Raw genomic sequence first — 23,354 nt, forward strand, 5'->3', positions numbered from 1 at the left:
GACCAATCATGAGCGACAGCGGAGTTAGCATGCTCTTGGGCCACGCCTCGGCCCAGATGCTTTGGCTCTGGTTCATCGGCGCGTTCGTGCTCGGCGGGGCCCTCGTCTACGGGGTGATGAAGGCCGGCCATCTGCGCCGCAGCGAGCGCGCACGCCTCGACCGCGCGACGGAAGAGCGCCAGCGCCAGGAAGACCCCTACAAGCGCCCGACCTGAGCGAGGTTGCAGTTTGGAACTTTCGTTCTCCGACGGCTTTGATCGGCCGAGGATTGAGGAAGGCGAGGCCTTCCCGTGTCGCCTCATGAGGAGGACGTATGGCTAAACGAGCGAAGAAACGCACGACCAAGAAGACCGCGGCGCGCCGGCCGCGTCAGGCGCCGAAGATGCTCAGCGACCTGTTTCTGGAGACGCTGAAGGACATCTATTTCGCTGAGAACAAGATCATCAAGACCCTGCCCAAGATGGCCAAGGCCGCGAATTCCAAGGAGCTTGCGGCCGCTTTCAACAAGCATTTGCGCGAGACCCAGGGCCAGGTCAAACGGCTCGACCAGATCTTCAAGATGCTGGGCAAGCCGGCACGCGGCAAGCCCTGCGAGGCCATCAACGGCATTGCCGACGAGGGCGCCGAGATCATGAAGGAGTTCAAGGGCGCGCCGGCGCTCGATGCCGGACTGCTCGCGGCAGCGCAGTCGGTCGAGCACTACGAGATCTCCCGCTACGGCACGCTGCGCACCTGGGCCGAGGAGCTCGGCATGCAGGACGCAGCAACGCTGCTCCAGGAGACGCTGGACGAGGAAGAGGCGACCGATCGCACCCTGACCGAGCTCGCTACCTCGGTAATCAACCTCGAAGCGGAAGAAGAATACCGCGCGGCGGCCTGACCCCGCGCCCTGCCAGTGAACGGAACGTCGCGGCCACATGCCGCGGCGTTCGCTTGCCTTGATCGCACGGCGGCGCATGGCACATCGGCGCCACTGCACTGGATTGCCGCACTGGATTTCCCGGGAACTGGCCCCATATGCAGGCTTTCCCACCCCAGAGCCCGCATCATGCAACCCAAAAATCCCCTCGACTGGATGCTGTCCGAAGCCCTGGACTCGCTCACCCGCGCCGATCGGCTGCGCCAGCAGTTCGGCCGCCAAGAAGCCTGCTGGGAGCCACCGATCGACGTGCTCGAAACCGAGCGTGAGCTCCTGATCCTTGTCGCGCTTCCCGGCGTCAATCCGGACAATGTCGAGACCGTCATCCATGACGGCGTTCTCGTCATCTCGGGTCAGCGCACCCTGCCGCCGGAGCTTCGCAACGCCCGCATCCATCGGCTCGAGCTGCCGCAGGGGCGTTTTGAGCGCCGCATCACGCTTCCCCTCGGCCGCTACGCCATCAGCCGCTTCGTGATGGACGGCTGCGTCGCACTGCGCCTCGCGAAATCCTGAGGTCGATCATGGCCACCGAACAGATGAACAACGAACAAGCCAACAACGACGTGAAGATCCCCGACGACGCGCTGATCATCGTCCCCGTGCGCGAGATGGTGCTGTTTCCCGGCGCCATCGCGCCGATCACGATCGGCCGGGCGAAGTCGATTGCCGCCGCGCAGCAGGCGCTGCGCGAGCAGCGGCCGATCGGCATCGTCCTGCAACGCAGCCCCGAGACCAACGACCCCGGGCCGGACGATCTTTATCGAGTCGCGACCATCGCCAACATCGTGCGCTACATCACCGCGCCCGACGGCACCCATCACATCGTCTGCCAGGGCGTGCAGCGCGCGCGCATCCTCGACTTCCTGCCGGGGACGCCGTTCCCCGCCGCGCGCTTCCAGCAGATCCCCGAGCCGACCACGACCTCGCCCGAGATCGAGGCCCGGGCGCTGAACCTGCAGCGCCAGGCCATCGAGGCGATCGAGCTGCTGCCGCAGGCACCGCCCGAGCTCGCCGCGATGTTCCAGGGCACCAGCGCGCCCGGCGCGCTGGCGGATCTGGCGACCTCGTTCATGGACATCAAGCCGCAGGACAAGCAGGAGGTGCTGGAGACCATCGACCTCGCGCTCCGCATCGACAAGGTGTCGAAGTACCTGGCCGAGCGGCTGGAGGTGCTGCGCATTTCCAAGGAGATCGGCCAGCAGACCAAGGCCTCCTTCGACGAGCGGCAGCGCGAGGCGATCCTGCGCGAGCAGATGGCGACCATCCAGCGCCAGCTCGGCGAAGGCGACGGCAAGCAAGCCGAAGTCACCGAGCTGACGGCCGCGATCGCCAAGGCCAACATGCCGCCCGAGGCGGAGGCGCATGCCAAGAAGGAGCTGCGCCGCTACGAGCGCATGCCGGAGGCTGCCGGCGAGGCCGGCATGGTCCGCACCTATCTGGACTGGCTGATCGAGCTGCCCTGGGCGCTGCCCGAGGAGAAGCCGATCGACATCAAGGAGGCGCGAGCCATCCTGGATGCCGACCATTTCGGCCTGGAAAAGATCAAGAGCCGGATCATCGAATATCTGGCGGTGCGCAAGCTCGCTCCGCAGGGCAAGGCGCCGATCCTGTGCTTCGTCGGCCCGCCCGGCGTCGGCAAGACCTCGCTCGGCCAGTCCATCGCACGCGCGATGGATCGCCCGTTCGTGCGCGTCAGCCTGGGCGGCGTGCATGACGAGGCCGAGATCCGCGGTCACCGCCGCACCTATATCGGTGCGCTGCCCGGCAACATCATCCAGGGCATCAAGAAGGCGGGCGCACGCAACTGCGTCATGATGCTGGACGAGATCGACAAGATGGGCCGCGGCGTGCAGGGCGATCCTTCGGCCGCCATGCTGGAGGTGCTCGACCCCGAGCAGAACGGGACGTTCCGGGACAATTACCTGGGCGTGCCCTTCGACCTGTCGCGCGTGGTGTTCATCGCGACCGCCAACATGCTGGACCAGATCCCGGGTCCGCTCCTGGACCGCATGGAGCTGATCAGCCTCGCCGGTTACACCGAGGACGAGAAGCTGGAGATCGCGCGGCGCTATCTGGTGCGGCGGCAGCTGGAGGCCAATGGCCTCTCGGCCGAGCAGGCCGAGATCGAGCCGGAAGCCCTGAAGCTGATCGTCAAGGGCTACACCCGCGAGGCCGGCGTGCGTAACCTCGAGCGCGAGATCGGCAAGGTGTTCCGCCATGCCGCGGTCCAGGTCGCCGAAGGCACGGCCACGAAGATCGTGGTGACGGCAAAGGACATCGCCACCGTGCTCGGCCAGCCGCGGTTCGAGGGCGAGATCGCACTGCGCACCAGCGTTCCCGGCGTGGCCACCGGCCTTGCCTGGACGCCGGTCGGCGGTGACATCCTGTTCATCGAGGCCACGCGCGTGCCCGGCAAGGGCGGGCTGATCCTGACCGGCCAGCTCGGCGACGTCATGCGCGAGAGCGTGCAGGCTGCGCTGACGCTGGTGAAGAGCCGGGCCTCCCAGCTCGGCATCGATCCGCAAGCGTTCGAGAAGAGCGACATCCACGTTCACGTCCCGGCGGGGGCAACCCCGAAGGACGGGCCGAGCGCGGGCGTTGCGATGTTCACGGCGCTGACCTCACTGCTCACCAACCGCACGGTGAGGAGCGACACCGCGATGACCGGCGAGATCTCGCTGCGCGGCCTGGTGCTCCCCGTAGGCGGCATCAAGGAGAAGGTGGTGGCTGCGGCTGCTGCCGGCCTGAAGCGGGTGATGCTGCCGGCGCGCAACAAGCGGGATTACGACGACATCCCGAAGAGCGCGCGGGACAACCTCGAATTCATCTGGCTGGAGCGCGTCGACGAAGCCATCGCCGCCGCGCTCGAGCCGGCTGAAGCCAAAGAAGCGGCGGAGTGAAGGCGATGAAGAGACTGCTGGAAAGAGCGAAGCGATCGCGGAAGACGCAGCGGCTGCGCCAATTGCTCGATCGGGCGATCGACCGGATTCGCGATACGCTCGCAGGACCCGAGCCGCGGCTTCAGCCGGTCCCGGTCCGGGTGAAGCGCCGCAAGGGTTGAGCCCTCCGTCTCAGGCCCTCGCGGCAACCCCATACAAAAGGCCCCCTCGTTCGAGGGGGCCTTTGCGTTGTTAGCCCACGGCGTCCTTGGCTGCCTTGACCGGGCGGGCGCGGACGATCTTCCGGGCCGGCTTGGCCTTGAACATCATCTCTTCACCCGTGAACGGGTTGGTGCCCTTGCGCGCCTTGGTCGCGGGCTTCTTGATGACCACGAACTTGGCGAAGCCCGGCACCAGGAACAGGCCGTTCTTCTTGAGCTCCTTGTGGCCGACGTCGGTCAACGTCTCCATGACGTTCTTGACGTCACGCTTGGAAAGCTCGGTGGCGGTCGCAATCTTTTCGATCAACTGCGATTTGGACATCTGGGTTGGCATCGTGTCTCCTCTGATTCGTTGCCGGTTGCATATTAGACCAACCGTTGAAGGCCTATAGCCTTCTGCACAGTTTTGTCGAGAAATTACGGGCTTTTCTGGCCTGCTGTGACAAAAAACCCTGCTTTTTAGCTACTTCCGGCGCGGAGGAAGCCTCGGGCAGCGGTTTTTGCCTTGTTTCAAAGGCCCGCACGACATCTTGCTAGAACTGATTCGCCGCTTTCGACAAGCGACGACCGGCCTCTTTGTGAAAGGAGGCGCGTGTTTCACCCTGAAAAATAAGGGTCGGATCGCAGGTCGCCGGTCTTCCTCCCCGTAAAAATGGGGAGAAAGTGAGGGGCGATTGGCTAGACGCGCTCGATGATGATGGCGGGCGCCATGCCGCCGGCGGCGCACATCGTGACGAGACCGCGCTTGAGGTCGCGCCGTTCGAGCTCGTCCAGCACGGTGCCGATCAGGATCGAGCCGGTGGCGCCGATCGGATGGCCGAGCGCAATCGAGCCGCCGTTGACGTTGACCTTGGCCCGGTCGAGCTTGAGGTCGCGGATATATTTTTCCGCCACCACCGCAAAGGCCTCGTTGATCTCGAACAGGTCGATGTCGTCGATGGTGAGACCCGCCTTGGCCAGCACCTTGCGCGTTGCCGGCACCGGCGCGTTCAGCATCAGGGTCGGCGAGTCCCCCATATTGGCCATCGCGACGACGCGGGCGCGGGCTTTAAGGCCGTGGGCCTTGGCGTAAGCGGGCGAGGCCAGCAGGATCGCGGCAGCGCCGTCGACGACGCCGGAGGAGTTACCGGCGTGATGCACGAACTCGATCTTCAGATCAGGGTACTTTTGCAGGATCAGGCCGCGATAGGTCGTGCCCTTGTCGTCGAGCGCGTGGTCCGCGATCGCAGGAAATGCCGGCTTCAGGCTGCTGAGGCCTTCCATCGTGGTCTGCGGCCGCGGGTATTCTTCGTGGTCCAGCGCCAAGCTGCCGTCCTCGCGGTGGACCGGCACGAGGCTCTTCTTGAAGTGGCCGTTCGCGATCGCAAAGCCTGCGCGCTTCTGGCTCTCCAGCCCGAGCGCGTCGACGTCCCTTCGGGTGATGCCTTCCAGCGTCGCGATCGCATCGGCGCAGACGCCCTGATGCGACTGCGGATGCCGTGCCCGCAGGCGCAGATTGCCGCCGTCCATCATCATCGGGCCACCGCCGCGCCGTCCCTCCATCGACATCATCTCGCAGCCGCCGGCGATGACGAGATCCTCCGCACCCGCCATGATCGAGCTAGCCGCCATGTTGACGCTGGTGATGCCGCTCCCGCAGAAGCGGTCGAGCGTCACCGCACTGGCGCGCACGTCGTAGCCGGCATCGAGCGCCGACATGCGGCCGAGATCGCCGCTTTGCGTTGCCACCTGCGCGCTGCAGCCCCAGACGATGTCGTCGACATCAGCGGTATCGATGCCGGTGCGGTCGGCAAGCGCGCGCAGCACGGTTGCCCCGAGCTGCTGCGGATGAATGCCCGACAGGGCTCCCTTGCCGGCCTTGCCGATGCCCCGCGGGGTCCGGCAGGCATCGATGATCAGCGCGTCAGCCATTGGCGTCGTCCTCTTGTTTATGGGTGTTGAGGACGGTTTTGAATAAGGGGAAGAGTGGAGTCAATGCGCGGCGCTGCCCCTTCGCCTCTCCCCGCTTGCGGCAGGGCTATCGCATATGTTGACGTCTCCCTTGCGGCGCATCCTTCGAGACGCCCGCCTCCGGCGGGCCCTCAGGATGAGGACCGAGTGTGTGGCAGATGTTTTGGCAGGCGCCGCTGCCCGCTTAGCCTCACCCTGAGGGACCGCGCAGCGGTCGTCTCGAAGGGCGAGGCGTGCGTTCAGCTCTTTCAAGGAGCCATATGCGATAGCCCTGCGCGTGCGGGGAGAGGCGAAGCGAACTACGCCCCCGCTGCATTCTTCGCGATCACGTTGCGGTAGAAGCTGGCGCTGAGTTTCGGCGTGCGGACCTGGGTGTCGAAATTGACGTGATAGAGGCCAAAGCGCTTGTTGAGGCCGTACACCCACTCGAAATTGTCCATGAGGCTCCAGAGGAAATAGCCGCGCACCGGCACCCCTTCGTCGGTGGCGCGCTGGAGCTGGGCGAGATAGTTGCGCAAATACATGATGCGGTCGGTGTCATAGATCTTGCCGTCGGGCGACACCACGTCGTCGCCGGAGGTGCCATTCTCGCTGATATAGATCGCATCCGTCTTCCAGATCTTCGCCGCCAGCTTCGGCACCCAGTAGATCGTCTCGGGTCCGACGCGCAGCCAATCCGAATTCATGTGCGGGAACGATTTCGGGATCGGCAGCGGCTTGAAACCCGCGCCCTGGTCGGACGCCACCACGTAGTTCTGCGGGGCGTAGATGTTGAGGCCGAGGAAGTCCACCGGCGAAGAGATGATCTTGAGCTCCGCATCGGTGTATTTCGGCGCGTTGGGCCCGGCGTATTTCAGGAAGGCGTCGGTATAGCGGCCCGTCATGATGACGTTGAGATAGCCGGCATTCATCTCTCGCAGCGCGATCTCCGCGGCGCGCACGTTTTCCGGCGTGTCGAACGCAGGCGCACAGGCATCGATGTTCTCCGCCGGCCCCACCCTGGTGCCGCGGCGGCCATGGGCGCGCACCGCCTGCACCGCCAGCCCGTGCGCCAGCGCGCTGTTGTGCCTGATCTGGTTGACATCGGCTTGCGGCAGCTTCAATCCCGGCGCGTCGATGCCGATGCCGTAACCGAAATAGACGAAGCGCCCGCTCTCGTTCAGCGTGAACACGTTCCTGACGCGGTCGGTGAGGTGCTCGGCGACATAGGCCGCGTAGTCACCGAAGATCTTGCAGGTCTCGGTCGAACGCCAGCCGCCGAAGCGATCCTCGAGCGGTTGGGGCAGATCCCAATGATAAAGGGTCAGCCACGGCTCGATGCCGTTTCTCAGAAGCTCGTCGACGAGACGATTGTAGAAGTCGAGCCCTTTCGGATTGGGCTTGCCGTCGCCGTCGGGAAACACCCGCGGCCAGGCCACCGAGAAGCGATAGGCCTTGCAGCCGAGCTCCTTGATGAGGGCGATGTCCTCCTTGTAGCGGTGATAGTGCTCGTTGGCGCGGTCGCCGGTGGTGCCGTCCTCGATCTTGCCGGGGATGCGCACGAACTTGTCCCAGATCGAGGCCCCTCGCCCGTCCTCGTCCACCGCACCCTCGACCTGATAGGACGAGGTCGCCGTGCCCCAGACGAAGCCCGCGGGAAAGCCGCTTCCATTGCGCGGCGGCCGTTCCGGCTTGGCCTCGACCACAAGGGGACTCGCAATCCCGGCTGCGGACAATCCCGCCAGCTTGGCAAACCGGCGGCGCGAGGTCCCCTCCGTCATTGATGCTGCTCCACTTCTTTTCGTTTCGGGCCGGCACAATGAATAGTTCCGGGCGATTTGAGAAGCGGGTGCAGGAGGCCCCAGATCCGCCCCGTAGGCTCGGCAGCACAATGCCGTTCCCTTGCCGAGATGAACGCCTATTGAGTTCAGACCGGATTCTAGCGTCGGCCTGCTCCGCTTGAACCGACCACAATCTGCATCAGCCACGCGATGCCCGCGTCTTTCATGGCCGCTTTGGTCGCGATGGCCCGGATCGTATCCGGTTTGCGCGCGAAAGGCAGCTCGACAAACACGAGGCCGAAACGGCCGGCGTGCTGCTCCACCAGTCGGCGCGGCAATGCGGCGATCAGATCAGACCCGGAAAGCTGGGCAAGCGCCATCATGAAATTCGGGACAGTCAAAGCGATGCGGCGTTCGAGGCCGCGCTTTGCCAACATCTCATCGACGAAACCGCGCGGTTCCCCACTGAGAGAGACCAGCAGGTGCTGTGATCGCGCGAACGCAGCATAGGTTGGCGCTTTTGCGAAGGGATGTCCCTTGCGCATGGCCAGCACGAACTCCTCCTCGTAAAGCCTGCGCGCCTCGAAACGCGGTGATACCGCCGGCAGCGGCAGCATTGCGATATCGAGCTCGCGTCGTTCGAGCATGTCTAGACTTTGCTGCCAAGGCTCTCCGATCGCGCCACCGCGCGGCCCAGGCATCAGGTGGATCAGCCCGATATCAATGTGGGGCGCCGCAGTCGCGATCGATTGCAACAGCGGACCGATTGCGGAGACCAGTACGGCATCGGGAGCGCCAATCGTGAACCGACGGCCGCTTTGCTCCGGGTCGAACGGTGCGGCCGAGCCGATCAGCTGTTCGACGCGCGCGATGATCTCGGCCACCGGCTCTCCAAGCTCCAAGGCCCGTTCCGTCGGAACGACCCCCTTCGGGGTCCGCAAAAACAGCGGATCGTTCAGCAAAAGACGGAGCCGGCCAAGCGCATGGCTGACAGCCGACGGCGTCAGGCTCAGCCGAGCGGCTGCACGCCCGACATGGCGCTCTTCCAGGACCACGCGGAAGAGTACGAGGAGATTCAGATCAATCCTGGATAGATCAATTTGGTTCAGCATGTTGCTGAAATCATATCGCTGGATTCATTGGGATCAAGGCTTCATGCATTGGATTCGTCGTTCGATCAGGAGCTTAGAAATGACCAAGAAATCGTCCGGACTGAACAGGCCGCCAAGCGAGCAGGAGAAGATTTCGCGGCGCTTGATGATGGCCGCTACCGCAGCAATTCCTCTGTCCGGTCAGCTTTCGGCCGATGCGGCCGCGGGGAGCGACGCGATAGCGGGTCTTGTCGAACGCGCCCGCGAGAAGAACGCCGCCTTCATGCGTGGCGATGTGGATCGCTGGTCCCAGCTTGTCCGCATCGCGCCCGATTTCACGCTGATGCAGCCCTTCGGCGGGCCTACGAGTCGCGGATTCGACGCTAGCCCCCAGCGTCTGGCTGCCCTATCGCGATACTTCAGGGAAGGCGAAACCGAACTCGAGGTTTTGCAAACTTATGCATCGGACGCGCTCGTCGCTCTCGTCATGGTCGAGCGCCAGCGCGCCGAAGTGGGCGGGTTGCCGGCTCAAGACTGGTCGCTGCGCGTGACCGAAGTCTACCGCAAGGACGGCACGGATTGGCAACTCGTGCACCGTCATGCCGATCCGCTGGTCCGAAGCATCAGCTTGAAACAGGCGGCGATACTCGCCCGGGGCTGGCCGGACGAAGAATGACGAAGCGCCGCCGATGAGCTTGGATTCGGAGCTGGCCGGCGGCCAGTCGATACGACAAGCGGTTTCGTCGCGATGTTCAGCGCGAGCGCTTCGGCAATTTCGGCAGCTTGTCGGGATTGAATGCCGGCATCTGCCCTGGTGGTTCAGGTGCGGGTGGCTGTTGTTCCGTGAGGATGAGCGTTCCGTGGAGGATCATGCCCGGCGCCTGAGGTGCCGTCGCGGTGTAGGTCGCGATCTTGCCAGGGCAGCTTCCTTCGATCGTCAGCGTCAGCTCATCATCGTTGCCGAACACGGTGGCGCGACCGTCGGTATGACGCCTCGTCGACACGATGGCGGTGAAGCGATCGCCATCGACCTTGCAGGTGCCGTGATAGGTCATCAGGCTGTCACGGCCCCAGATCTGGCCGTCGGCGACATGGACGATCCCGGTGCCCTGGTCGATCGGCGTCTTGTACCACGCCGCGTAGGTGCCGTCCTTCAGCATGGGAGCAGCCTCCCCTGGAATTCCCACGCCGACAATTGGCATCATTAGCGCCAACAAACGGTTAATGACCGGGCCCGTGCCAATCCGGTCTTTCCTTACGCAGCTCGGCCTCGAGCTCCTCGATGATGCTGTGAAGCAGATGCACGGCAAGCGGGTCGGTCACCTCGCGTTCCAGATGCCGGTATCGCGCGATCAGGAATTCCTGCTCTCTCAACTGGTGCTCTGTCATCAGGCGGGCCCTCCGATACATCGACGCACAGACGACCAAGCAGTTTCGTTAAAGTTTTCAGATCATTTGCTATGGTTTCTGACCGGTTAAGAGGACCGCGCCGCCGACCTTCCCGCGGGCTTGCAACGATCGGCCGCCGCATCCAGCGTGCCTTTGTAAAACCGCGCGCTCGGCTGGAGCAGGATCAGGCAAACCAGAACCGTTTCAGGCAAGACCCGGAGCCTCGGCCCCGCATAGAACCCGCGCCAACCCGTGCAAGTACGGGCCCCTGATCTCAGGCAGCAGGCGATCGAAAGGAGCCACGCAATGACCGGGAGCACCGCATCCACGCACAAGCCCTCGCCCGACGGCCGGTCACCCGTCCCTGGCGCACAACCCGCCGACGTCGCGATTTCCGAGCGGCGCGCCGCCGGCTCGGAGATGGCGCGGGTGCTCAGAACCGAACCGACCCGCATGGCCTTGGACGCCTCCGGCGCCGGAATCGCGCACTGGAATCACGACCCATTGCACGACGTCGTCGAGCCCATGAGCCACCACGTGATCATGGCGTATAACGGCGTGATACAGCGCATGGAGCGCCGGACGGGAAAATCGGTTTCAATCGGGACGTTTCGCTCCGGAGTCGTGATCATCATTCCGGAGGGGTCGAGCTCCCGATGGGACATTCCGAAACCTGTCGATGTCGTTCAACTCTACCTTCCGAATGCGACACTGAAGCGCGTTGCCGGCGAAGCCGGAATCGCAGGGCCGACCGACCTGCTGGAGCGGACGGCGCACCCCGACCCCATTACATCGAGACTGCTGCTCAGCGCAGCGGATGCACTCGAAGGCAACGGGGTCCTGGATGCGCTGTTCCGGCATCAGGTGACGGATCTTCTCGCGACCCGCGTCCTGGCTGCGCACGCAGGCACGCCGGCCACGTTCCAACCGGCCATGGGCGGGCTGTCGCCGAAGGTCCTGCTCCGCGCGATCGAACGATTACGCTCGGACGGCGACGCGGACGTCTCGCTCGAAGCGCTGGCATCCGATGCCGGCCTCTCGCGCTTTCACTTCTGCCGCGCCTTCAAGGAAAGCACCGGGCTCTCGCCCCACGCCTGGCTGCGCCAACACCGGCTCGAGCAGGCCATGCACAAGCTGCGGGAGAGCGACGAGCCGATCGTCTCGATCGCTGCCGCGCTCGGCTATTCCTCGCAGACGGCGTTCGCGGCGGCATTCAGGAAGCTGACCGGCGAGACGCCGAGCGATTGGCGCAGGCGCATGCGTTAGCAGCAATCGCTCGATAGCGACAGCAATCGCGCTGGGGCAGCGGCACGCCCGATCGGTTAGATCATGATCATGTCCAATCTCACGACGGAGACAGATGATGATCTGGAAAGATGTCGTCCAGCGGCTGGCAGCCATTTCATCACGCAAGGGTGTCGCGGCCGCAATCGTGTACGGCCTTTCGCTGACGGTCCGCTTCACTTCAGCCGCAGGTGACGAGGCGGACATACGACGCACCGATCCGGCGATGTCTGTCGTGACCGGAGACGGCCCCCGCCTTGCCTATCAGGACTGGGGCCGCAAGCCCGCGCCCTCCATCGTTTCTCGTCAGGGCTGGTCGCAGAGCTCCCAGTCGCCCGGCTGCCCCCTCCATTAAGCGCCCAAAAGTCCGCTTCAACCCCTCGCGCCGTTGCTGACCGCAACAGAGCCTGCCGCGAACCCGTCGCGGCGGCGGCAACGCGCCTCGTGTCCAGGAAGATCAACCAGAGGAGACCATCAATGCGACTAGTCATCATCGGCGCCGGCTTCGCCGGCATGTATGCCGCTCTTTCCGCTGCCCGCCTGCGCGACATCCAGGGAGTCTCGCCCGATCAACTCGAGATCGCGCTGGTCGCGCCCGCGCCGACGCTGGTCGTCCGCCCGCGGCTGTACGAACAACATCCCGAAACCTTGACGGCACCGTTGCTCGACGTGCTCAAGGCGATCGACGTCACCTATGTTCAGGGCAGCGTCGACACGGTGGAAACCCAATCCCGCATGGTGAGGATCGCCACGGCCAAGGGCACCAAGAAGATGCTCTCTTACGATCGCCTCGTGGTCGCCACCGGCAGCCGGCTGTTCCGCCCGAACATTCCGGGTCTTGCCGAGCACGGCTTCAGCGTCGATTCGCTCGACGATGCGATTGCGCTCGACAGGCACCTGCATGGCCTCGCCAAGCGGCCGGCCGTGAACGGACGCGACACGGTCGTCGTCGCCGGCGGCGGCTTCACCGGCATCGAGGCGGCCACCGAAATGCCGGCGCGGCTTCGCGCCATCCTCGGCCCGGATGCCAAGACCCGCGTCATCATCGTCGAGCGAAACAGCGCGATTGCACCCGACATGGGCGAAGGTCCGCGGCCGGTCATCGAGAGCGCCCTCCACAAGCTCGGCGTGGAAACCCGCCTCGGCGCCGGGGTGGCCTCGCTCGACGCGTCCGGCGTGACCTTGTCCAACGGTGAGCACATCGAAACCGAGACAGTGATCTGGGCTGCGGGGATTCGCGCGGCTCCTTTGACGGCGCAGATTCCCGCCGAGCGCGACAATTTCGGCCGGTTGCTGGTCGACCCCTGTTTGCGGGTGCCAGGCGTCGAGGGCGTCTTCGCAACCGGCGATGCGGCCCGTGCCGCCTGCGACGACGAGGGCAATTACGCGCTGATGTCGTGCCAGCACGCCACGCGGATGGGCGCCTTTGCGGGCAACAATGCCGCCGCCGAGCTGCTCGGCGCTCCGACCAGGCCGTACCACCAGAGGGCCTACGTCACCTGTCTCGATCTCGGCGAAGCCGGCGCAGTGTTCACGCGCGGGTGGGAGCGCAAGGTCGAGATGGTCGGCGACGTCGCCAAGAAGACGAAGCGGGAGATCAACACCGTCTGGATCTATCCGCCGAAGGCCGAACGCGCTGCCGCGCTCGCCTCGGCCGATCCGGAACGCGTGACCAGCCTCTAACGCACGACGCCATGACGGCCGCGCTCCCTGGCTGCGCGGCCTGATCAACAAGATCAGCCAGCAGCATGAAACAGGAGAACAATATGAACCTCCACAACACCTCATACGCCGCGAAACCCGAAGAGCTCGTGCCCTCGCGCTACGCGCTCAAGGTCGGTGAGATCGACGTGCTCGTGGTCAGCGACGGCGTTCTGCCGCTGCCGACCACCATGTTGGCACACAACGCCGCCCCGGCCGATCGGGCAGCCTGGCTGCGCGACATGTTCCTGCCGCCTGATGCTTTCGACTGGGCACTGAATGCGGTCATGGTGCGGAGCGGCGGCAAGACCATTCTCATTGACGCCGGCCTCGGGTCCGACCCGAACTTGCACTTGCCGCGGGCCGGGCAGTTGATCAAGCGACTGGAGGCCGCCGGCATCGATCTTTCCTCCGTGACCGATCTGGTGCTGACCCACATGCACATGGACCACATCGGCGGGCTGCTCGTCGACGGCGTGAAGCAGCGGCTGCGCCCGGGCCTGCGGATCCACGTCGCGGCGGCGGAGGTCAAGTTCTGGGAAGCACCTGATTTCTCTCACACCAACATGCCTCAGGGCTTCCCCGATGCGCTGCGGGCGACCGCCAAGCAGTTCGTGAAAGCGTATGGCAGCCAGCTCAGGCCGTTCGACGAGGCGCACGAGGTTGCACCGGGTGTCGTCGCACGCCGCACCGGCGGTCACACTCCCGGGCACAGCGTAGTTCGCATCGCGTCCGGCGGCGAGGCGCTGACGTTTGCCGGCGACGCCGTGTTCGCCGTCGGGTTCGACCAGCCCGACTGGCACAACGGTTTCGAACACGATCCCGAGCAGGCGGCGCGCGTGCGGACCCGTCTTCTGCGGGAGCTTGCCGAGACTGGCGAGATGCTGGTGGCCACGCACCTGCCGTTCCCGTCGGTCGGACGGGTCGCGATCGATGGCGACGCCTTCCGCTGGGTGCCCGTGTTCTGGGACTACTGAGCCGAGTGCATGCTGCGCTTCCTTTTCCTCCTGTGGGAGAAGGAGGCGTCAGCGCCTGCTGCCCGCATGCTCGGTCGAATGCCCATGGCCGTCTCGTGAGGCACGACACCACCTCAGCGCCGAGGTTGGCGTCCGGACCGCTGCTTCCAATTGCGCGCCCTGCGGGCTTCTGCTAGCTTGAGGTACGTGCCTCATTTCACCTCGCCGGCCGGGTCGGTGACCCGCCTCTGCCGCAACGTTGCGGGTGGCGGCCGACTTCCGCGCCGCTGAGGGTGAGGCATGCGCCCAATCTGGGCTCAAGCAGAGTTGGCCATCGAAAACGGCCGACCGCCTTACGGGAGGAATGATATGCAGCGTCTCTTGGTTGCAGGTATGTCTGTTGCCTTCGCGATTGCAGCGGGGGTTGGCTCGGCCGGTGCGGCGGACAAGAAGGTTCTGGCCTTCGTCGTCAATGGCGCATCCGACTTCTGGAAGATCGCCGAGGCCGGGATGAAGAAGGCGCAGGGCGAGCTGCCCAACTACGAGCTCCAGTTCAAATATCCCGAACAGGCTGCGGCCGCCGTGCAGCAGCGCGTGATGGACGACCTCGTCGCCGCCGGTGCCGCCGGCATCATGGTCAGCGCGGTCGATCCGAAGAACCAGACCGAGCACCTCAACAAGGTGGCGTCCCAGACGGTGCTGTTCACCACCGACAGCGACGCGCCGCAGTCCAAGCGCGTGGCCTACATCGGCTCCTCCAACACCGACCTCGGCAAGGAGGCAGGAAAGCTGATGGTCAAGGCGCTGCCGAACGGCGGCAAATGCGTCGGCTTCGTCGGCCTGCCCGGTGCCGACAACGCGCGCGAGCGCATCGAGGGCGTGAAGGAGACGATCAAGGGCTCGAAGGTCGAGCTCGTCGACGTTCGCGGCGACGAGATCGACCAGACCCGCGCCAAGCGCAACGTCGAGGACATCCTTGCCGCCATGCCCGATGTGAGCTGCCTCGTCGGCTTCTACTCCTACAACACGCCGCGGATCTACGAGGTGCTCAAGGAGGCCGGCAAGCTCGACAAGATCAAGATCATCGGCTTTGACGAGGATCCGATCACGCTCGGCGGCGTCAAGGAAGGCAGCATCGTCGGCACGGTGGTGCAGCAGCCGTTCGAATGGGGCTATCAGGGCATGAAGCTGATGGCGAGCTACATCGGCGGCGAGAAGTCCGGCATTCCGGCCAACGGCATCATCATCGTGCCCGGCAAGGTCATCGAAAAGGCGAATGTCGATGACTTCATGGCCTCGATGAAGCAGATGCTGAAGAAATAGGAGAGATCCGCGCTGCCCGCCGCGCAGCCTGCCATGCCAGAACCGTTTCTCGAACTGGTTGACATCAGCAAGAGCTATCCAGGCGTGGTCGCCCTCGACCACGTCGGTCTCCAGGTGTCGCCCGGCGAGGTCATTGCGCTGATCGGCGAGAACGGCGCCGGCAAGTCGACGCTGATGCGCGTGCTTGGCGGCGTCGTGGAGCCGAGCGGCGGCATCATCCGTGTCGACGGCGCCGCGCGATCTTCGCTCACCGTGGCGGATGCGATCAAGGCGGGAATCGCCTTCGTCCATCAGGAGCTGAACCTGTTCGACAATCTCGATGTCGCAGGCAACGTCTTCATCGGCCGCGAGCCCGTGCACGGCGGGCCCTTGCGGCTGATCGACCGCAAACGGATGTATGCCGATGTCGCGCCGCTGCTGGAGCGGCTGGGCTGCGATTTCCCGGCCGATGCGCCGCTCGCCGAACTGTCGCTGGCGCAGCGCCAGCTCGTCGAGATCATGAAGGCGCTTTCGCTCGATGCTCGTCTCGTCATCATGGACGAGCCGACCTCGAGCCTGACGCTCGCCGAGACGGACCGCTTGATGCGGACCGTGGCCGGCCTGAAAGCCCATGGCGTCAGCGTCGTCTTCATCACACATCGGCTCAACGAGGTGATGCAGTGCGCCGACCGCGCAGTCGTGCTGCGCGACGGGCGCGTGGTCGGCTCACTGACGCGTGCGGAGCTCTCTCCCGCGGCGATGATCCGCTTGATGATCGGCCGCGACCTGAAATCGCTCTACGTTCCCCCGGCCGCGCCGCCCGGCGACAGCGTGCTCGAGATCGTCGATGCCGTCACCGACACCTATCCCGGCCGCGCCGTGAGCCTGTCGATCCGCCGCGGCGAGATCCTCGGACTTGCCGGTCTCGTCGGATCCGGTCGCACCGAGCTGGCGCGTGCCGTGTTCGGCATCGACCGATTGCGTGGCGGCGCGATAAGACTCGATGGCGAGCCGATCCGGATCGCAAGCCCGCGCGCCGCGATCGAGCAAGGCGTCTATCTTGTTCCGGAGGACCGCAAGGGCGCGGGCCTGCTGCTCGACGTCTCGATCACCGAAAACATCTCGCTGCCGGATCTGGCGTCCTATATGCGCTTCTGGCTGGTGGATACCGCGCGCGAGAACGACAATGCGGTGCGTCAGCGCGAGCGCCTCAAGATCCGCGCGCCCGACGTCAAGACCGCCGTCGGCTCTCTGTCGGGAGGCAACCAGCAGAAGGTCGTGCTCGCCAAATGGCTGTCGATGCAGCCGAAGGTGCTGATTGTCGACGAGCCGACGCGCGGGGTCGATGTCGGAGCCAAGCAGGAGATCTACGGCATGCTGCGCCGCCTGACCGATGCCGGGGTGGCGATCCTGATGATCTCCAGCGACATGGAGGAGGTGATCGGGGTCAGCGACCGGCTTGCGGTGATGCATGAAGGCGCGATCTCGGGTTTCCTTGATCGCAGCCAGTTCAGTGAGCACAATGTGCTGCAGCTTGCCGTCGGCCACACAATCGAGGCGGAGGGACCTTGAGCAAGAAAGACCTGAGCCTTCTCGTTCTGATTCTGGTGGTCGGGACCGTCGTCGCCCTGATCAATCCCAGATTCCTGTTCGTCGGCAATCTCTCCAACACCGCCAACCAGATCGGGCTGTTCGGCATCTTCTCCATCGCGGAAGCCTTCATCATCATCATCGGCGGGATCGAGCTGTCGGTCGGTTCGGTGATCGCACTGCTGGGCGTCCTGTTCATCGACCTCATCGTCAATCACGACGTCAACTGGGTGGTAGCCCTCGCGATGATCGTCGCGGCCGGGCTCGTGATCGGCCTCGTTCATGGCACGCTGGTGACCAGGATGCGGATCCAGGCTTTCGTGGTCACGCTGTGCGGCCTGCTGATCTATCGCGGCGCGGCGCGCTATTACACCGAGGACGCGACGGCGGGCTTCGGCTTCGGCGCGAGCTTTCCGACGCTGGAATGGCTGGCCGCCGGCCGCACCAACGTGCTCGGCTTCCCGCTGCCGCACAGCGTGGTGGCGCTCGCCGTGGTGGCCGTGATCGCCTGGGTGGTGCTTCACCGCTCGGTGTTCGGCCGCTATCTCTTTGCCGTCGGCAAGAACGAGGAAGCGGCACGCTACTCCGGCATTCGCACCAACCGCGTGATCGTCTCGGCCTATGTCATCTGTGGCGGGCTGACTGCATTTTCGGCGATCCTGATCGCGATGTACACCCGTTCGATTTCGCCGGCCGTGCACGGCTCGTTCTACGAGCTCTACGCCATCGCCGCCGCCGTGCTCGGCGGCTGCTCCTTGCGCGGCGGCGAAGGCTCGATCATCGGCGTCGTGCTCGGCACCGTGCTGCTCCAGGTGCTGCAGAATCTGGTCAACCTGCTGGGTATTCCGAGCTCGCTCAATTTCGCGGTGATGGGAACGGTAATCCTGGCCGGCGTGCTCGGCGATCAGTATCTGGTGCAGCGACGCCACCGCGTGAGTACGGCCAAAGGCCGGGTGCAGGCGAGCGTCGCGGCGGCTCCGCTCGAAAGAGTGAAGGTGGAGTGAAGGAGAGGGTTTGCGCGAACCTGTGGCCGACATAGATGGCCCCCCACGAGAGGACGCCGGCACTTCCAACAGATCTAGAGCATGTTGTTTTTGACTGGAATCGGGATTCCCACTGGGAGCGATTTCTGATTCAACATCCATGCTGGAGGGCGGAGGCCAGCATGGATGACGCGACCCTATTCGGAAGACATCCGGGAACGGGCTTTGGCGCGAGCTGACGCAGGGGAAACGGTTCGTTCGATTGCCGAGGCGCTCCAGATCAGCCCCTCCTGCGTGACGAAGTGGAAGAATCTGAGGCGGGATACCGGAGGCCTGGCGCCCGGCCAGATCGGCGGCCACAAGAAGCGGGTTCTGTCGGATGCCAACGCCGACTGGCTGCGCAAACGCATTCGCTCGGGGCCATTCACCTTGCGCAAGCTGACGCAGGAGCTGGCTGCACGGGGGATCAAGACAGACGTGCGGGCGGTGTGGACTTTTGTTCACGCCGAGGGGCTCAGCTTCAAAAAAAACGCTTCTACCGGCCGAGCAGGATCGCCCAGACGTCGTCCGTAAGCGGACCCGCTGGAAAGCACATCAAGGCAGGATCGACGTCGCACGGTTGGTTTTTATCGACGAGACGTGGATCAAGACCAATATGGCGCCGCTACGCGGCTGGGGGCCTTGTGGACAGCGCCTCCAAGCATCTGCACCTTTCGGCCATTGGAAGACCATGACCTTCATCGCGGCGCTGCGTCACGATCGGATCAGCGCGCCTTGGGTGATCGATGGTCCCATCAATGGTGAGCTCTTCACGCTGTACGTCGAGAAGGTGTTGGCACCCACCCTCGCACCGGGCGAGATCGTCGTTCTCGACAATCTTGGCAGCCATAAGGGCAAAGCGGCTCGCCAAGCCATCCGCGCCAGAGGCGCCCACCGCATCTTCTTGCCGCCATATAGCCCTGACCTCAATCCGATCGAGCAGGTCTTCGCCAAACTCAAACACCTCATGCGAGCCGCCGAGCCCCGTGACGTGGAGGCAACCTGGAGAAAGGCTGGTGAACTCCTCGATCTCTTCTCCGAGACGGAGTGCACCAACTACTTCAAAAACTCAGGCTACGTTTCCGTATAAAAACATCATGCTCTAGAACGTCACCCGCATGCCCGCGTAGAACGCGCGCGGCCGTGCCGGGCTGAGCGAGCGCGGGTCAGTGAAGGCATTGCCGCCGTTGGTGAAGTTGGGCAAGGCCCCGGTATCGAAGAACTGTCCGTAGGTCGCGTAGCGCTTGTCGAAGATGTTGTCGACGCGGCCATAGAGCTGGATGTTCTTCGTCACCTGGTAGGAGCTGCGGAGATTGAACACCGTGTAGGACGGCAGCTTCGCGAACTGGTTCGACTCGTCGCCGACGAGATATTGGCTGGAGACGAACAGCGCGTTGCCGCCGACCTTCCAGACGTCGGTCACGGCGTAGTCGACGCCGACCTTGACGCGGTGGCGCGGGATCGCGGGGATCTGATTGCCGGGCCTGACCTGGATGGTGTCGGTGGCGGGATCTCTGAACGGGCTCTCCGAGCCAAGCTCGAGCGGGTCAAGGAAGCGCGCGTCGACGAACGCATAGCTCGCCTGCACCTGCAGTGAGGGCGACTTGATGCTGACTTCGGCTTCGAGCCCTTGCCGCCTTGTGCGGCCGACATTGGAGAAATAGCCAAAGCCGGTCCGCCCGACGACAGGCACCGCGACGATGCCGTCATAATTGGTGGCGCGGAAGCCGCCGACCTTCCATCCGAGCGTGCCGATGTTCAGCTCCTTGGTGCCGCGAAAACCGGCTTCCACGGTCTTGGAGACGACCTGCTTCAACGGCGGATCCGCGACCAGAAACGCCGCGAGCAGGCAGGGCCTGGCGGGATCGGCGCAGCCGAGCTCGAGCGGCGTCGGCACGCGGTTCGCCTCGGAATAGCCGGCATAGGCGGTGAGCTCGGGCGTGATCTTGTAGGTGCCGCCGATGATCGGGTTGAAGCGGGTGTAGGTGTGATCGCCGTTGAGCGCGGTGCCGAGCTGGTCCTCCAACGAGATCCGCGCCACGTTGAAGCGGCCGCCGCCCGTGAGGGCGAAAGCATCCGTGACGTTGAACGTGTCCATCGCATAGAGGCCGTTGTACTGGTTGACGGTCCGCAGCGAGACCGGGCCGGCGACGGGATCTGCGGCAGGAGTCGGTCCCAGGAAAACGCCGCTGCCGCTGACGACGTAGTTCTCTCCGATCGAGCCGATCTCGGCGGTGGCGTTGTAGCGCGTGACGCTGGCGTCGTAGGTTGCACCCATCACGAAGCGGTTGTCGTGGCCGAACAGTTGATCGGTGTTGGTCGCCTGCCCCGACACGCCGAAAGTGGTCGAACGGATCGAGCCCCGGTCGATCTCGCCGAGGATGGTTCCCGGCGCGAAGGGATTGGCAAGTTGCACGCCACCCGCGCCGTTCGCCGCGGTGGTGTCATCGCCGAAGCACAGCAGCGCCGGATCCGCACCACATTCCTGCACGTCGGTCGGGTTGCCGTCGACCACCTTCTGCTCGTATCTGCGCACATGAGCGGTGCCTTCGAGCGTCCAGGTCGGCGTCGCCTCGACTTTGCCGGTCAGGTTGAGATAGCCGACGCGATTGGAAGTGGTCTGCGGCGTGGTGTAGGTGGCCCCCCAAAATCTGTCGAGCAGCTCGGCCGGTACGGTGGCGCTGGCGCCGAAATCGTTCTTGGCGACGCCCATATTGGCGTGGAATTCGCTGTCGCCGGCCTTGTAACCGACATCGCCGTAGAAGCGCCGCACCGTCGATTGGGAGAAATTGCGGAAGCCGTTGTCGCGCAGTCCTTCGAGAGCGGCATAGACGGCGTAGGTCTGGTCGACCTGCTTGCCCCATTGCGCCGAGCCCTGGATGCGGCCGAACGATCCGCCCATGAGGTCGAGCTCGGCGCCCTGATAGGTGAAGCCGTCCTTCATTTGCAGGTTGATCGCGCCGCCGAGCGCATTGAGGCCGAAGGCCGGGTTGTTGGTCACCAGCGTCACCGACCTGATCGCGGCGGTGGGGATCAGGTCCCAATTGACGGCATCCGAGAATGCCTCGTTGATGCGGACGCCGTTCTGGTACACCGCAAGGCCTTGCGGCGTGCCGGTCACGGGCGACGCGACAAAGCCACGGAATTCGACGTCCGGCTGGAACGGATTGCCGGTGACTTCGCTGATATTGACGCCGGCGATGTTGTCGCGCAGCGCGTCCGTGACGTTCAGCGACCCCGTACGCCTGATCTGGTTGGCATCGACGGCATTGATCGCCGACGGGACCTTGTCGACGTCGAGACCCCGGCCGATGCCCGGCGAGGTCGGATAGACGTAGATCCGTGTCCTGGGCGCGGCGGATGCCGGCGCTCCCACGCGCGCAACCGGTCGCGACGGCGCCGCGCGCCGCGTTGCCGGCGGTGGTGCGGAGACCTCGACCGGCGGGAGGTTCTGGACGTTGGTCTCCTCGTCCGGCGTGGCCCCGGCAGGGGTCGCATAGACCAAGCCCGATGCCAGCCCGGTCGACACCGAAGCCATCAACAAAGCACGCTTGAACGAAACAACCTTGCCCATCCCAGCCTTCCCATCCGTGACCACCGGCTGTTTTGATTTCCGCCGATTGGTCGAGACGAGTTTATTCGGCCGCAATGGGGACGCCAGCCACAAAAGGTCGGGTCCAATCCGCACCCATTTTCCCGACCAAATCGGGAATTTTTCCCGATCGCTTCGGGGGCGATCAGGTTGCCGCTGTCGGCACCAGCGCTTCCACGGTCACACCACCGTCACCGGAGACGACGTTGAGTGTGCCGCCGAGCGCCAGGATCCGCTCGCGCATGCCGACGAGGCCGAAGCCGAGCTTCTGGCCCGGCTCCATGCCGCGGCCGTTGTCGCTGACCCGCACCCGGGCGCAGAAGCGGCCGCCGGCCTGCTCCACCGGCTCAATGACGACGCTGACCGAGGTCGCGCCGGCGTGGCGGAACACATTGGTGAGCGCCTCCTGCACGATGCGATAGATGGTGAGATCGGCGGTCTCGCCGGTTGCGCCCAGCGCCGGCGAGATCACGGTCTCGATCGCGACGTCGGGACGCGACTCCCGCCACAGCCGCGACAGCGATTCGAGCGCCTGGCGCAGGCCGAGCTCGGCAAGGCCCACGGGCCGAAGCCGCTCCAGCACGCGGCGATTGAACTGCTGCAGTGCATTGATCTGCTCCAGCATGGCGCTGCCATGTTTTCGCACGGCATCCGCACTCGGGTCGCGTCCGTCCGCCTGCTTCGCCAGCGCGCTCGCATGCGCGCGCAGCGAGAACAAATAAGGCCCGAACTCGTCATGGAGCTCGCGCGCGATCTCCTTGCGCTCGATGTCCTGAAGCGACACCGCACGCTCGGCAAGACGCCGCTTGTCCTCGACCGCCTCATGAAGCGTGGCGGCAAGGTGGTTGAGCTTGGTGCAGATCGCGGCGAGTTCCGGCGCGCCGTCCGGCGCAACACGGGCATCGTAATGTCCGCCTTCGAGCTTCGCCATTGCCTCCGCCAGCGACTGGAGCGGTGCCAGCGCCCGGCCGACCACCTTCATCATCAAGAGAAACAGCGCGAGCGCGATCACCGAGCCGACCTCGAGCTGGGTTACGATGGCGTCCCAGATCTCGGCGATCTCGTCGTCGGGATGCGAGGTGATCACGAGCGAGCCGGGCTTGCCGCGGAGCGGGACCGGCACGCTGACCGCGGTCTGCTCGGGATGAACCAGGCTGACGAACCAGGCCGGCGGGCCGCGCGTATCGGTATCGGCGCCGAGCCGGGGCGGCGTCAGTGGGTTCCCACCGGAATCGTGCAGCGCGATGCTGACATGGCGCAGGCGGCTGAGATCGCGGGCGATCTGGTTCAGCCTGGCATCCGGATCGGGCGCCTCGTTGAGATCCGCAACGATCATCTCGATGAATTCGCGCGCGAGGCGGATCACGCTCTGGTCCTCGGCCTGCACGCGCGGGCCGGCCTCGGCGACCTGGCGGCCGATATTGACCGCGAGCCCCAATGCCAGCAGCAACGCCAGCAAGAGGTTGATGCGCCCGCGCAAGGAAAGATTCTGCCACATTGGTCTTGCTCGTGCCTCGCGAAGGGTTGGCCGCGCCTGTCCGATGACGTTGACAGAGGCGAACCGCCCGATATCTAATCGGAAGCGTACAGCAATCCCGGCCGGGTTGCATGAGGCGACACGAGACGCGCGTCTTGTCTGGTCAGCCTCGTGCGGCGCAGAACAGGCAAGCTCTAGGGGACGTGGCTGTCGCGAGGAAC

22 protein-coding genes are annotated in these 23,354 nt (G+C 64.8%); 14 read left to right on the top strand and 8 right to left on the bottom strand.

Translation table 11 applies throughout. The features are described 5' to 3' along the window. Window positions 1–8 precede the first annotated feature (8 nt). From N2604_RS30875 to N2604_RS30895, 5 genes are all read left to right on the top strand, one after another. A complete protein-coding gene (locus N2604_RS30875; protein WP_197949780.1) occupies window positions 9–215 on the top strand; it encodes a hypothetical protein in 207 nt (68 codons plus the stop codon). A gap of 98 nt (window positions 216–313) precedes the next feature. Beyond that, the gene (locus N2604_RS30880) at window positions 314–880 is read left to right on the top strand and encodes a ferritin-like domain-containing protein (RefSeq protein WP_260371792.1); all 567 of its coding nucleotides are present in this window, start codon (window positions 314–316) and stop codon (window positions 878–880) included. Between the two features lie 168 nt (window positions 881–1,048). Further along, on the top strand, window positions 1,049–1,432 hold the full coding sequence (locus N2604_RS30885) for an Hsp20/alpha crystallin family protein (protein ID WP_260371793.1): 384 nt from the start codon (window positions 1,049–1,051) through the stop codon (window positions 1,430–1,432). 8 nt (window positions 1,433–1,440) lie between these two features. After that, a complete protein-coding gene (gene lon / locus N2604_RS30890; RefSeq protein WP_260371794.1) occupies window positions 1,441–3,819 on the top strand; it encodes an endopeptidase La in 2,379 nt (792 codons plus the stop codon). Beyond that, complete coding sequence (locus N2604_RS30895) at window positions 3,816–3,980, top strand: hypothetical protein (RefSeq protein WP_260376434.1); 165 nt, start codon at window positions 3,816–3,818, stop codon at window positions 3,978–3,980. Before lon ends, N2604_RS30895 begins: the two co-directional genes overlap by 4 nt. 70 nt (window positions 3,981–4,050) lie before the next feature. Here N2604_RS30895 and N2604_RS30900 read toward each other — a convergent pair whose 3' ends face one another. From N2604_RS30900 to N2604_RS30915, 4 genes are all read right to left on the bottom strand, one after another. Next, the gene (locus tag N2604_RS30900) at window positions 4,051–4,353 is read right to left on the bottom strand and encodes an HU family DNA-binding protein (RefSeq protein WP_018320691.1); all 303 of its coding nucleotides are present in this window, start codon (window positions 4,351–4,353) and stop codon (window positions 4,051–4,053) included. 344 nt (window positions 4,354–4,697) lie between these two features. Next, window positions 4,698–5,930: an acetyl-CoA C-acetyltransferase gene (locus tag N2604_RS30905; protein ID WP_260371795.1), complete on the bottom strand. Its 1,233-nt coding sequence runs from the start codon at window positions 5,928–5,930 to the stop codon at window positions 4,698–4,700. Between the two features lie 338 nt (window positions 5,931–6,268). Further along, window positions 6,269–7,729: a GH1 family beta-glucosidase gene (locus N2604_RS30910; RefSeq protein WP_260371796.1), complete on the bottom strand. Its 1,461-nt coding sequence runs from the start codon at window positions 7,727–7,729 to the stop codon at window positions 6,269–6,271. A gap of 158 nt (window positions 7,730–7,887) precedes the next feature. Next, window positions 7,888–8,841, bottom strand: a complete 954-nt coding sequence (locus N2604_RS30915; protein ID WP_260371797.1) for a LysR family transcriptional regulator — start codon at window positions 8,839–8,841, stop codon at window positions 7,888–7,890. A gap of 79 nt (window positions 8,842–8,920) precedes the next feature. On the opposite strand from N2604_RS30915, the gene N2604_RS30920 reads away from it, so the two are divergent. Then, window positions 8,921–9,496 (top strand): nuclear transport factor 2 family protein, encoded by a 576-nt coding sequence (locus N2604_RS30920; RefSeq protein WP_260371798.1) that lies wholly within the window; start codon window positions 8,921–8,923, stop codon window positions 9,494–9,496. A gap of 76 nt (window positions 9,497–9,572) precedes the next feature. Here the strand turns inward: N2604_RS30920 and N2604_RS30925 are convergent, their stop codons facing one another. Continuing rightward, complete coding sequence (locus tag N2604_RS30925) at window positions 9,573–9,980, bottom strand: hypothetical protein (RefSeq protein WP_260371799.1); 408 nt, start codon at window positions 9,978–9,980, stop codon at window positions 9,573–9,575. A gap of 61 nt (window positions 9,981–10,041) precedes the next feature. Then, window positions 10,042–10,209, bottom strand: coding sequence for a hypothetical protein (locus N2604_RS30930; RefSeq protein WP_172785547.1), 168 nt, complete (start codon window positions 10,207–10,209; stop codon window positions 10,042–10,044). A 306-nt stretch (window positions 10,210–10,515) separates the two neighbouring features. Here N2604_RS30930 and N2604_RS30935 point away from each other — a divergent pair, with 306 nt between their 5' ends. The 8 genes from N2604_RS30935 to N2604_RS30970 all read left to right on the top strand — a co-directional run bounded on the left by N2604_RS30935 (window position 10,516) and on the right by N2604_RS30970 (window position 19,154). Beyond that, entirely contained in the window at window positions 10,516–11,475 is a 960-nt protein-coding gene (locus tag N2604_RS30935) for an AraC family transcriptional regulator (protein ID WP_260371800.1), read from the top strand. A gap of 97 nt (window positions 11,476–11,572) precedes the next feature. Next, window positions 11,573–11,848 carry a hypothetical protein gene (locus N2604_RS30940; protein ID WP_260371801.1) on the top strand — a complete coding sequence of 92 codons (276 nt, stop codon included), beginning with the start codon at window positions 11,573–11,575 and terminating at the stop codon, window positions 11,846–11,848. Window positions 11,849–11,970: 122 nt separating this feature from the next. Beyond that, window positions 11,971–13,176, top strand: coding sequence for an NAD(P)/FAD-dependent oxidoreductase (locus N2604_RS30945; protein WP_260371802.1), 1,206 nt, complete (start codon window positions 11,971–11,973; stop codon window positions 13,174–13,176). Between the two features lie 83 nt (window positions 13,177–13,259). After that, window positions 13,260–14,171 (top strand): MBL fold metallo-hydrolase, encoded by a 912-nt coding sequence (locus N2604_RS30950; protein WP_260371803.1) that lies wholly within the window; start codon window positions 13,260–13,262, stop codon window positions 14,169–14,171. Window positions 14,172–14,519: 348 nt separating this feature from the next. After that, complete coding sequence (locus N2604_RS30955) at window positions 14,520–15,473, top strand: sugar-binding protein (protein WP_260371804.1); 954 nt, start codon at window positions 14,520–14,522, stop codon at window positions 15,471–15,473. Between the two features lie 33 nt (window positions 15,474–15,506). Further along, complete coding sequence (locus tag N2604_RS30960) at window positions 15,507–17,024, top strand: sugar ABC transporter ATP-binding protein (protein ID WP_260371805.1); 1,518 nt, start codon at window positions 15,507–15,509, stop codon at window positions 17,022–17,024. Beyond that, complete coding sequence (locus N2604_RS30965) at window positions 17,021–18,046, top strand: ABC transporter permease (protein ID WP_260371806.1); 1,026 nt, start codon at window positions 17,021–17,023, stop codon at window positions 18,044–18,046. Before N2604_RS30960 ends, N2604_RS30965 begins: the two co-directional genes overlap by 4 nt. A 165-nt stretch (window positions 18,047–18,211) precedes the next feature. Continuing rightward, window positions 18,212–19,154, top strand: a protein-coding gene (locus tag N2604_RS30970; protein WP_260370534.1) for an IS630 family transposase whose coding sequence is annotated in 2 segments (ribosomal slippage) — window positions 18,212–18,547 and window positions 18,549–19,154 — 942 coding nt in all. Because the reading frame shifts where the segments join, the coding sequence is not laid out codon by codon here. A gap of 12 nt (window positions 19,155–19,166) precedes the next feature. On the opposite strand, the gene N2604_RS30975 is transcribed toward N2604_RS30970, so the two are convergent. Further along, window positions 19,167–21,638 carry a TonB-dependent receptor gene (locus tag N2604_RS30975; protein ID WP_260371807.1) on the bottom strand — a complete coding sequence of 824 codons (2,472 nt, stop codon included), beginning with the start codon at window positions 21,636–21,638 and terminating at the stop codon, window positions 19,167–19,169. A 163-nt stretch (window positions 21,639–21,801) separates the two neighbouring features. Further along, a complete protein-coding gene (locus tag N2604_RS30980; protein ID WP_260371808.1) occupies window positions 21,802–23,154 on the bottom strand; it encodes a histidine kinase in 1,353 nt (450 codons plus the stop codon). Window positions 23,155–23,354 lie beyond the last annotated feature (200 nt).

The sequence above is a fragment of the Bradyrhizobium sp. CB1015 genome (assembly GCF_025200925.1).
Lineage (GTDB): Bacteria > Pseudomonadota > Alphaproteobacteria > Rhizobiales > Xanthobacteraceae > Bradyrhizobium.

Bases quoted from the DNA above. Each gene is read 5' to 3' on its own strand.
- N2604_RS30960 (WP_260371805.1), top strand. From the start codon at position 15,507: ATGCCAGAACCGTTTCTCGAACTGGTTGACATCAGCAAGAGCTATCCA.
- N2604_RS30885 (WP_260371793.1), top strand. From the start codon at position 1,049: ATGCAACCCAAAAATCCCCTCGACTGGATGCTGTCCGAAGCCCTGGAC.
- N2604_RS30935 (WP_260371800.1), top strand. From the start codon at position 10,516: ATGACCGGGAGCACCGCATCCACGCACAAGCCCTCGCCCGACGGCCGG.
- N2604_RS30900 (WP_018320691.1), bottom strand. From the start codon at position 4,353: ATGCCAACCCAGATGTCCAAATCGCAGTTGATCGAAAAGATTGCGACC.
- N2604_RS30975 (WP_260371807.1), bottom strand. From the start codon at position 21,638: ATGGGCAAGGTTGTTTCGTTCAAGCGTGCTTTGTTGATGGCTTCGGTG.
- N2604_RS30910 (WP_260371796.1), bottom strand. From the start codon at position 7,729: ATGACGGAGGGGACCTCGCGCCGCCGGTTTGCCAAGCTGGCGGGATTG.
- N2604_RS30980 (WP_260371808.1), bottom strand. From the start codon at position 23,154: ATGTGGCAGAATCTTTCCTTGCGCGGGCGCATCAACCTCTTGCTGGCG.
- N2604_RS30940 (WP_260371801.1), top strand. From the start codon at position 11,573: ATGATCTGGAAAGATGTCGTCCAGCGGCTGGCAGCCATTTCATCACGC.
- N2604_RS30920 (WP_260371798.1), top strand. From the start codon at position 8,921: ATGACCAAGAAATCGTCCGGACTGAACAGGCCGCCAAGCGAGCAGGAG.
- N2604_RS30905 (WP_260371795.1), bottom strand. From the start codon at position 5,930: ATGGCTGACGCGCTGATCATCGATGCCTGCCGGACCCCGCGGGGCATC.
- N2604_RS30950 (WP_260371803.1), top strand. From the start codon at position 13,260: ATGAACCTCCACAACACCTCATACGCCGCGAAACCCGAAGAGCTCGTG.
- N2604_RS30930 (WP_172785547.1), bottom strand. From the start codon at position 10,209: ATGACAGAGCACCAGTTGAGAGAGCAGGAATTCCTGATCGCGCGATAC.
- N2604_RS30915 (WP_260371797.1), bottom strand. From the start codon at position 8,841: ATGCTGAACCAAATTGATCTATCCAGGATTGATCTGAATCTCCTCGTA.
- N2604_RS30925 (WP_260371799.1), bottom strand. From the start codon at position 9,980: ATGCTGAAGGACGGCACCTACGCGGCGTGGTACAAGACGCCGATCGAC.
- N2604_RS30880 (WP_260371792.1), top strand. From the start codon at position 314: ATGGCTAAACGAGCGAAGAAACGCACGACCAAGAAGACCGCGGCGCGC.
- N2604_RS30875 (WP_197949780.1), top strand. From the start codon at position 9: ATGAGCGACAGCGGAGTTAGCATGCTCTTGGGCCACGCCTCGGCCCAG.
- N2604_RS30945 (WP_260371802.1), top strand. From the start codon at position 11,971: ATGCGACTAGTCATCATCGGCGCCGGCTTCGCCGGCATGTATGCCGCT.
- N2604_RS30955 (WP_260371804.1), top strand. From the start codon at position 14,520: ATGCAGCGTCTCTTGGTTGCAGGTATGTCTGTTGCCTTCGCGATTGCA.
- lon (WP_260371794.1), top strand. From the start codon at position 1,441: ATGGCCACCGAACAGATGAACAACGAACAAGCCAACAACGACGTGAAG.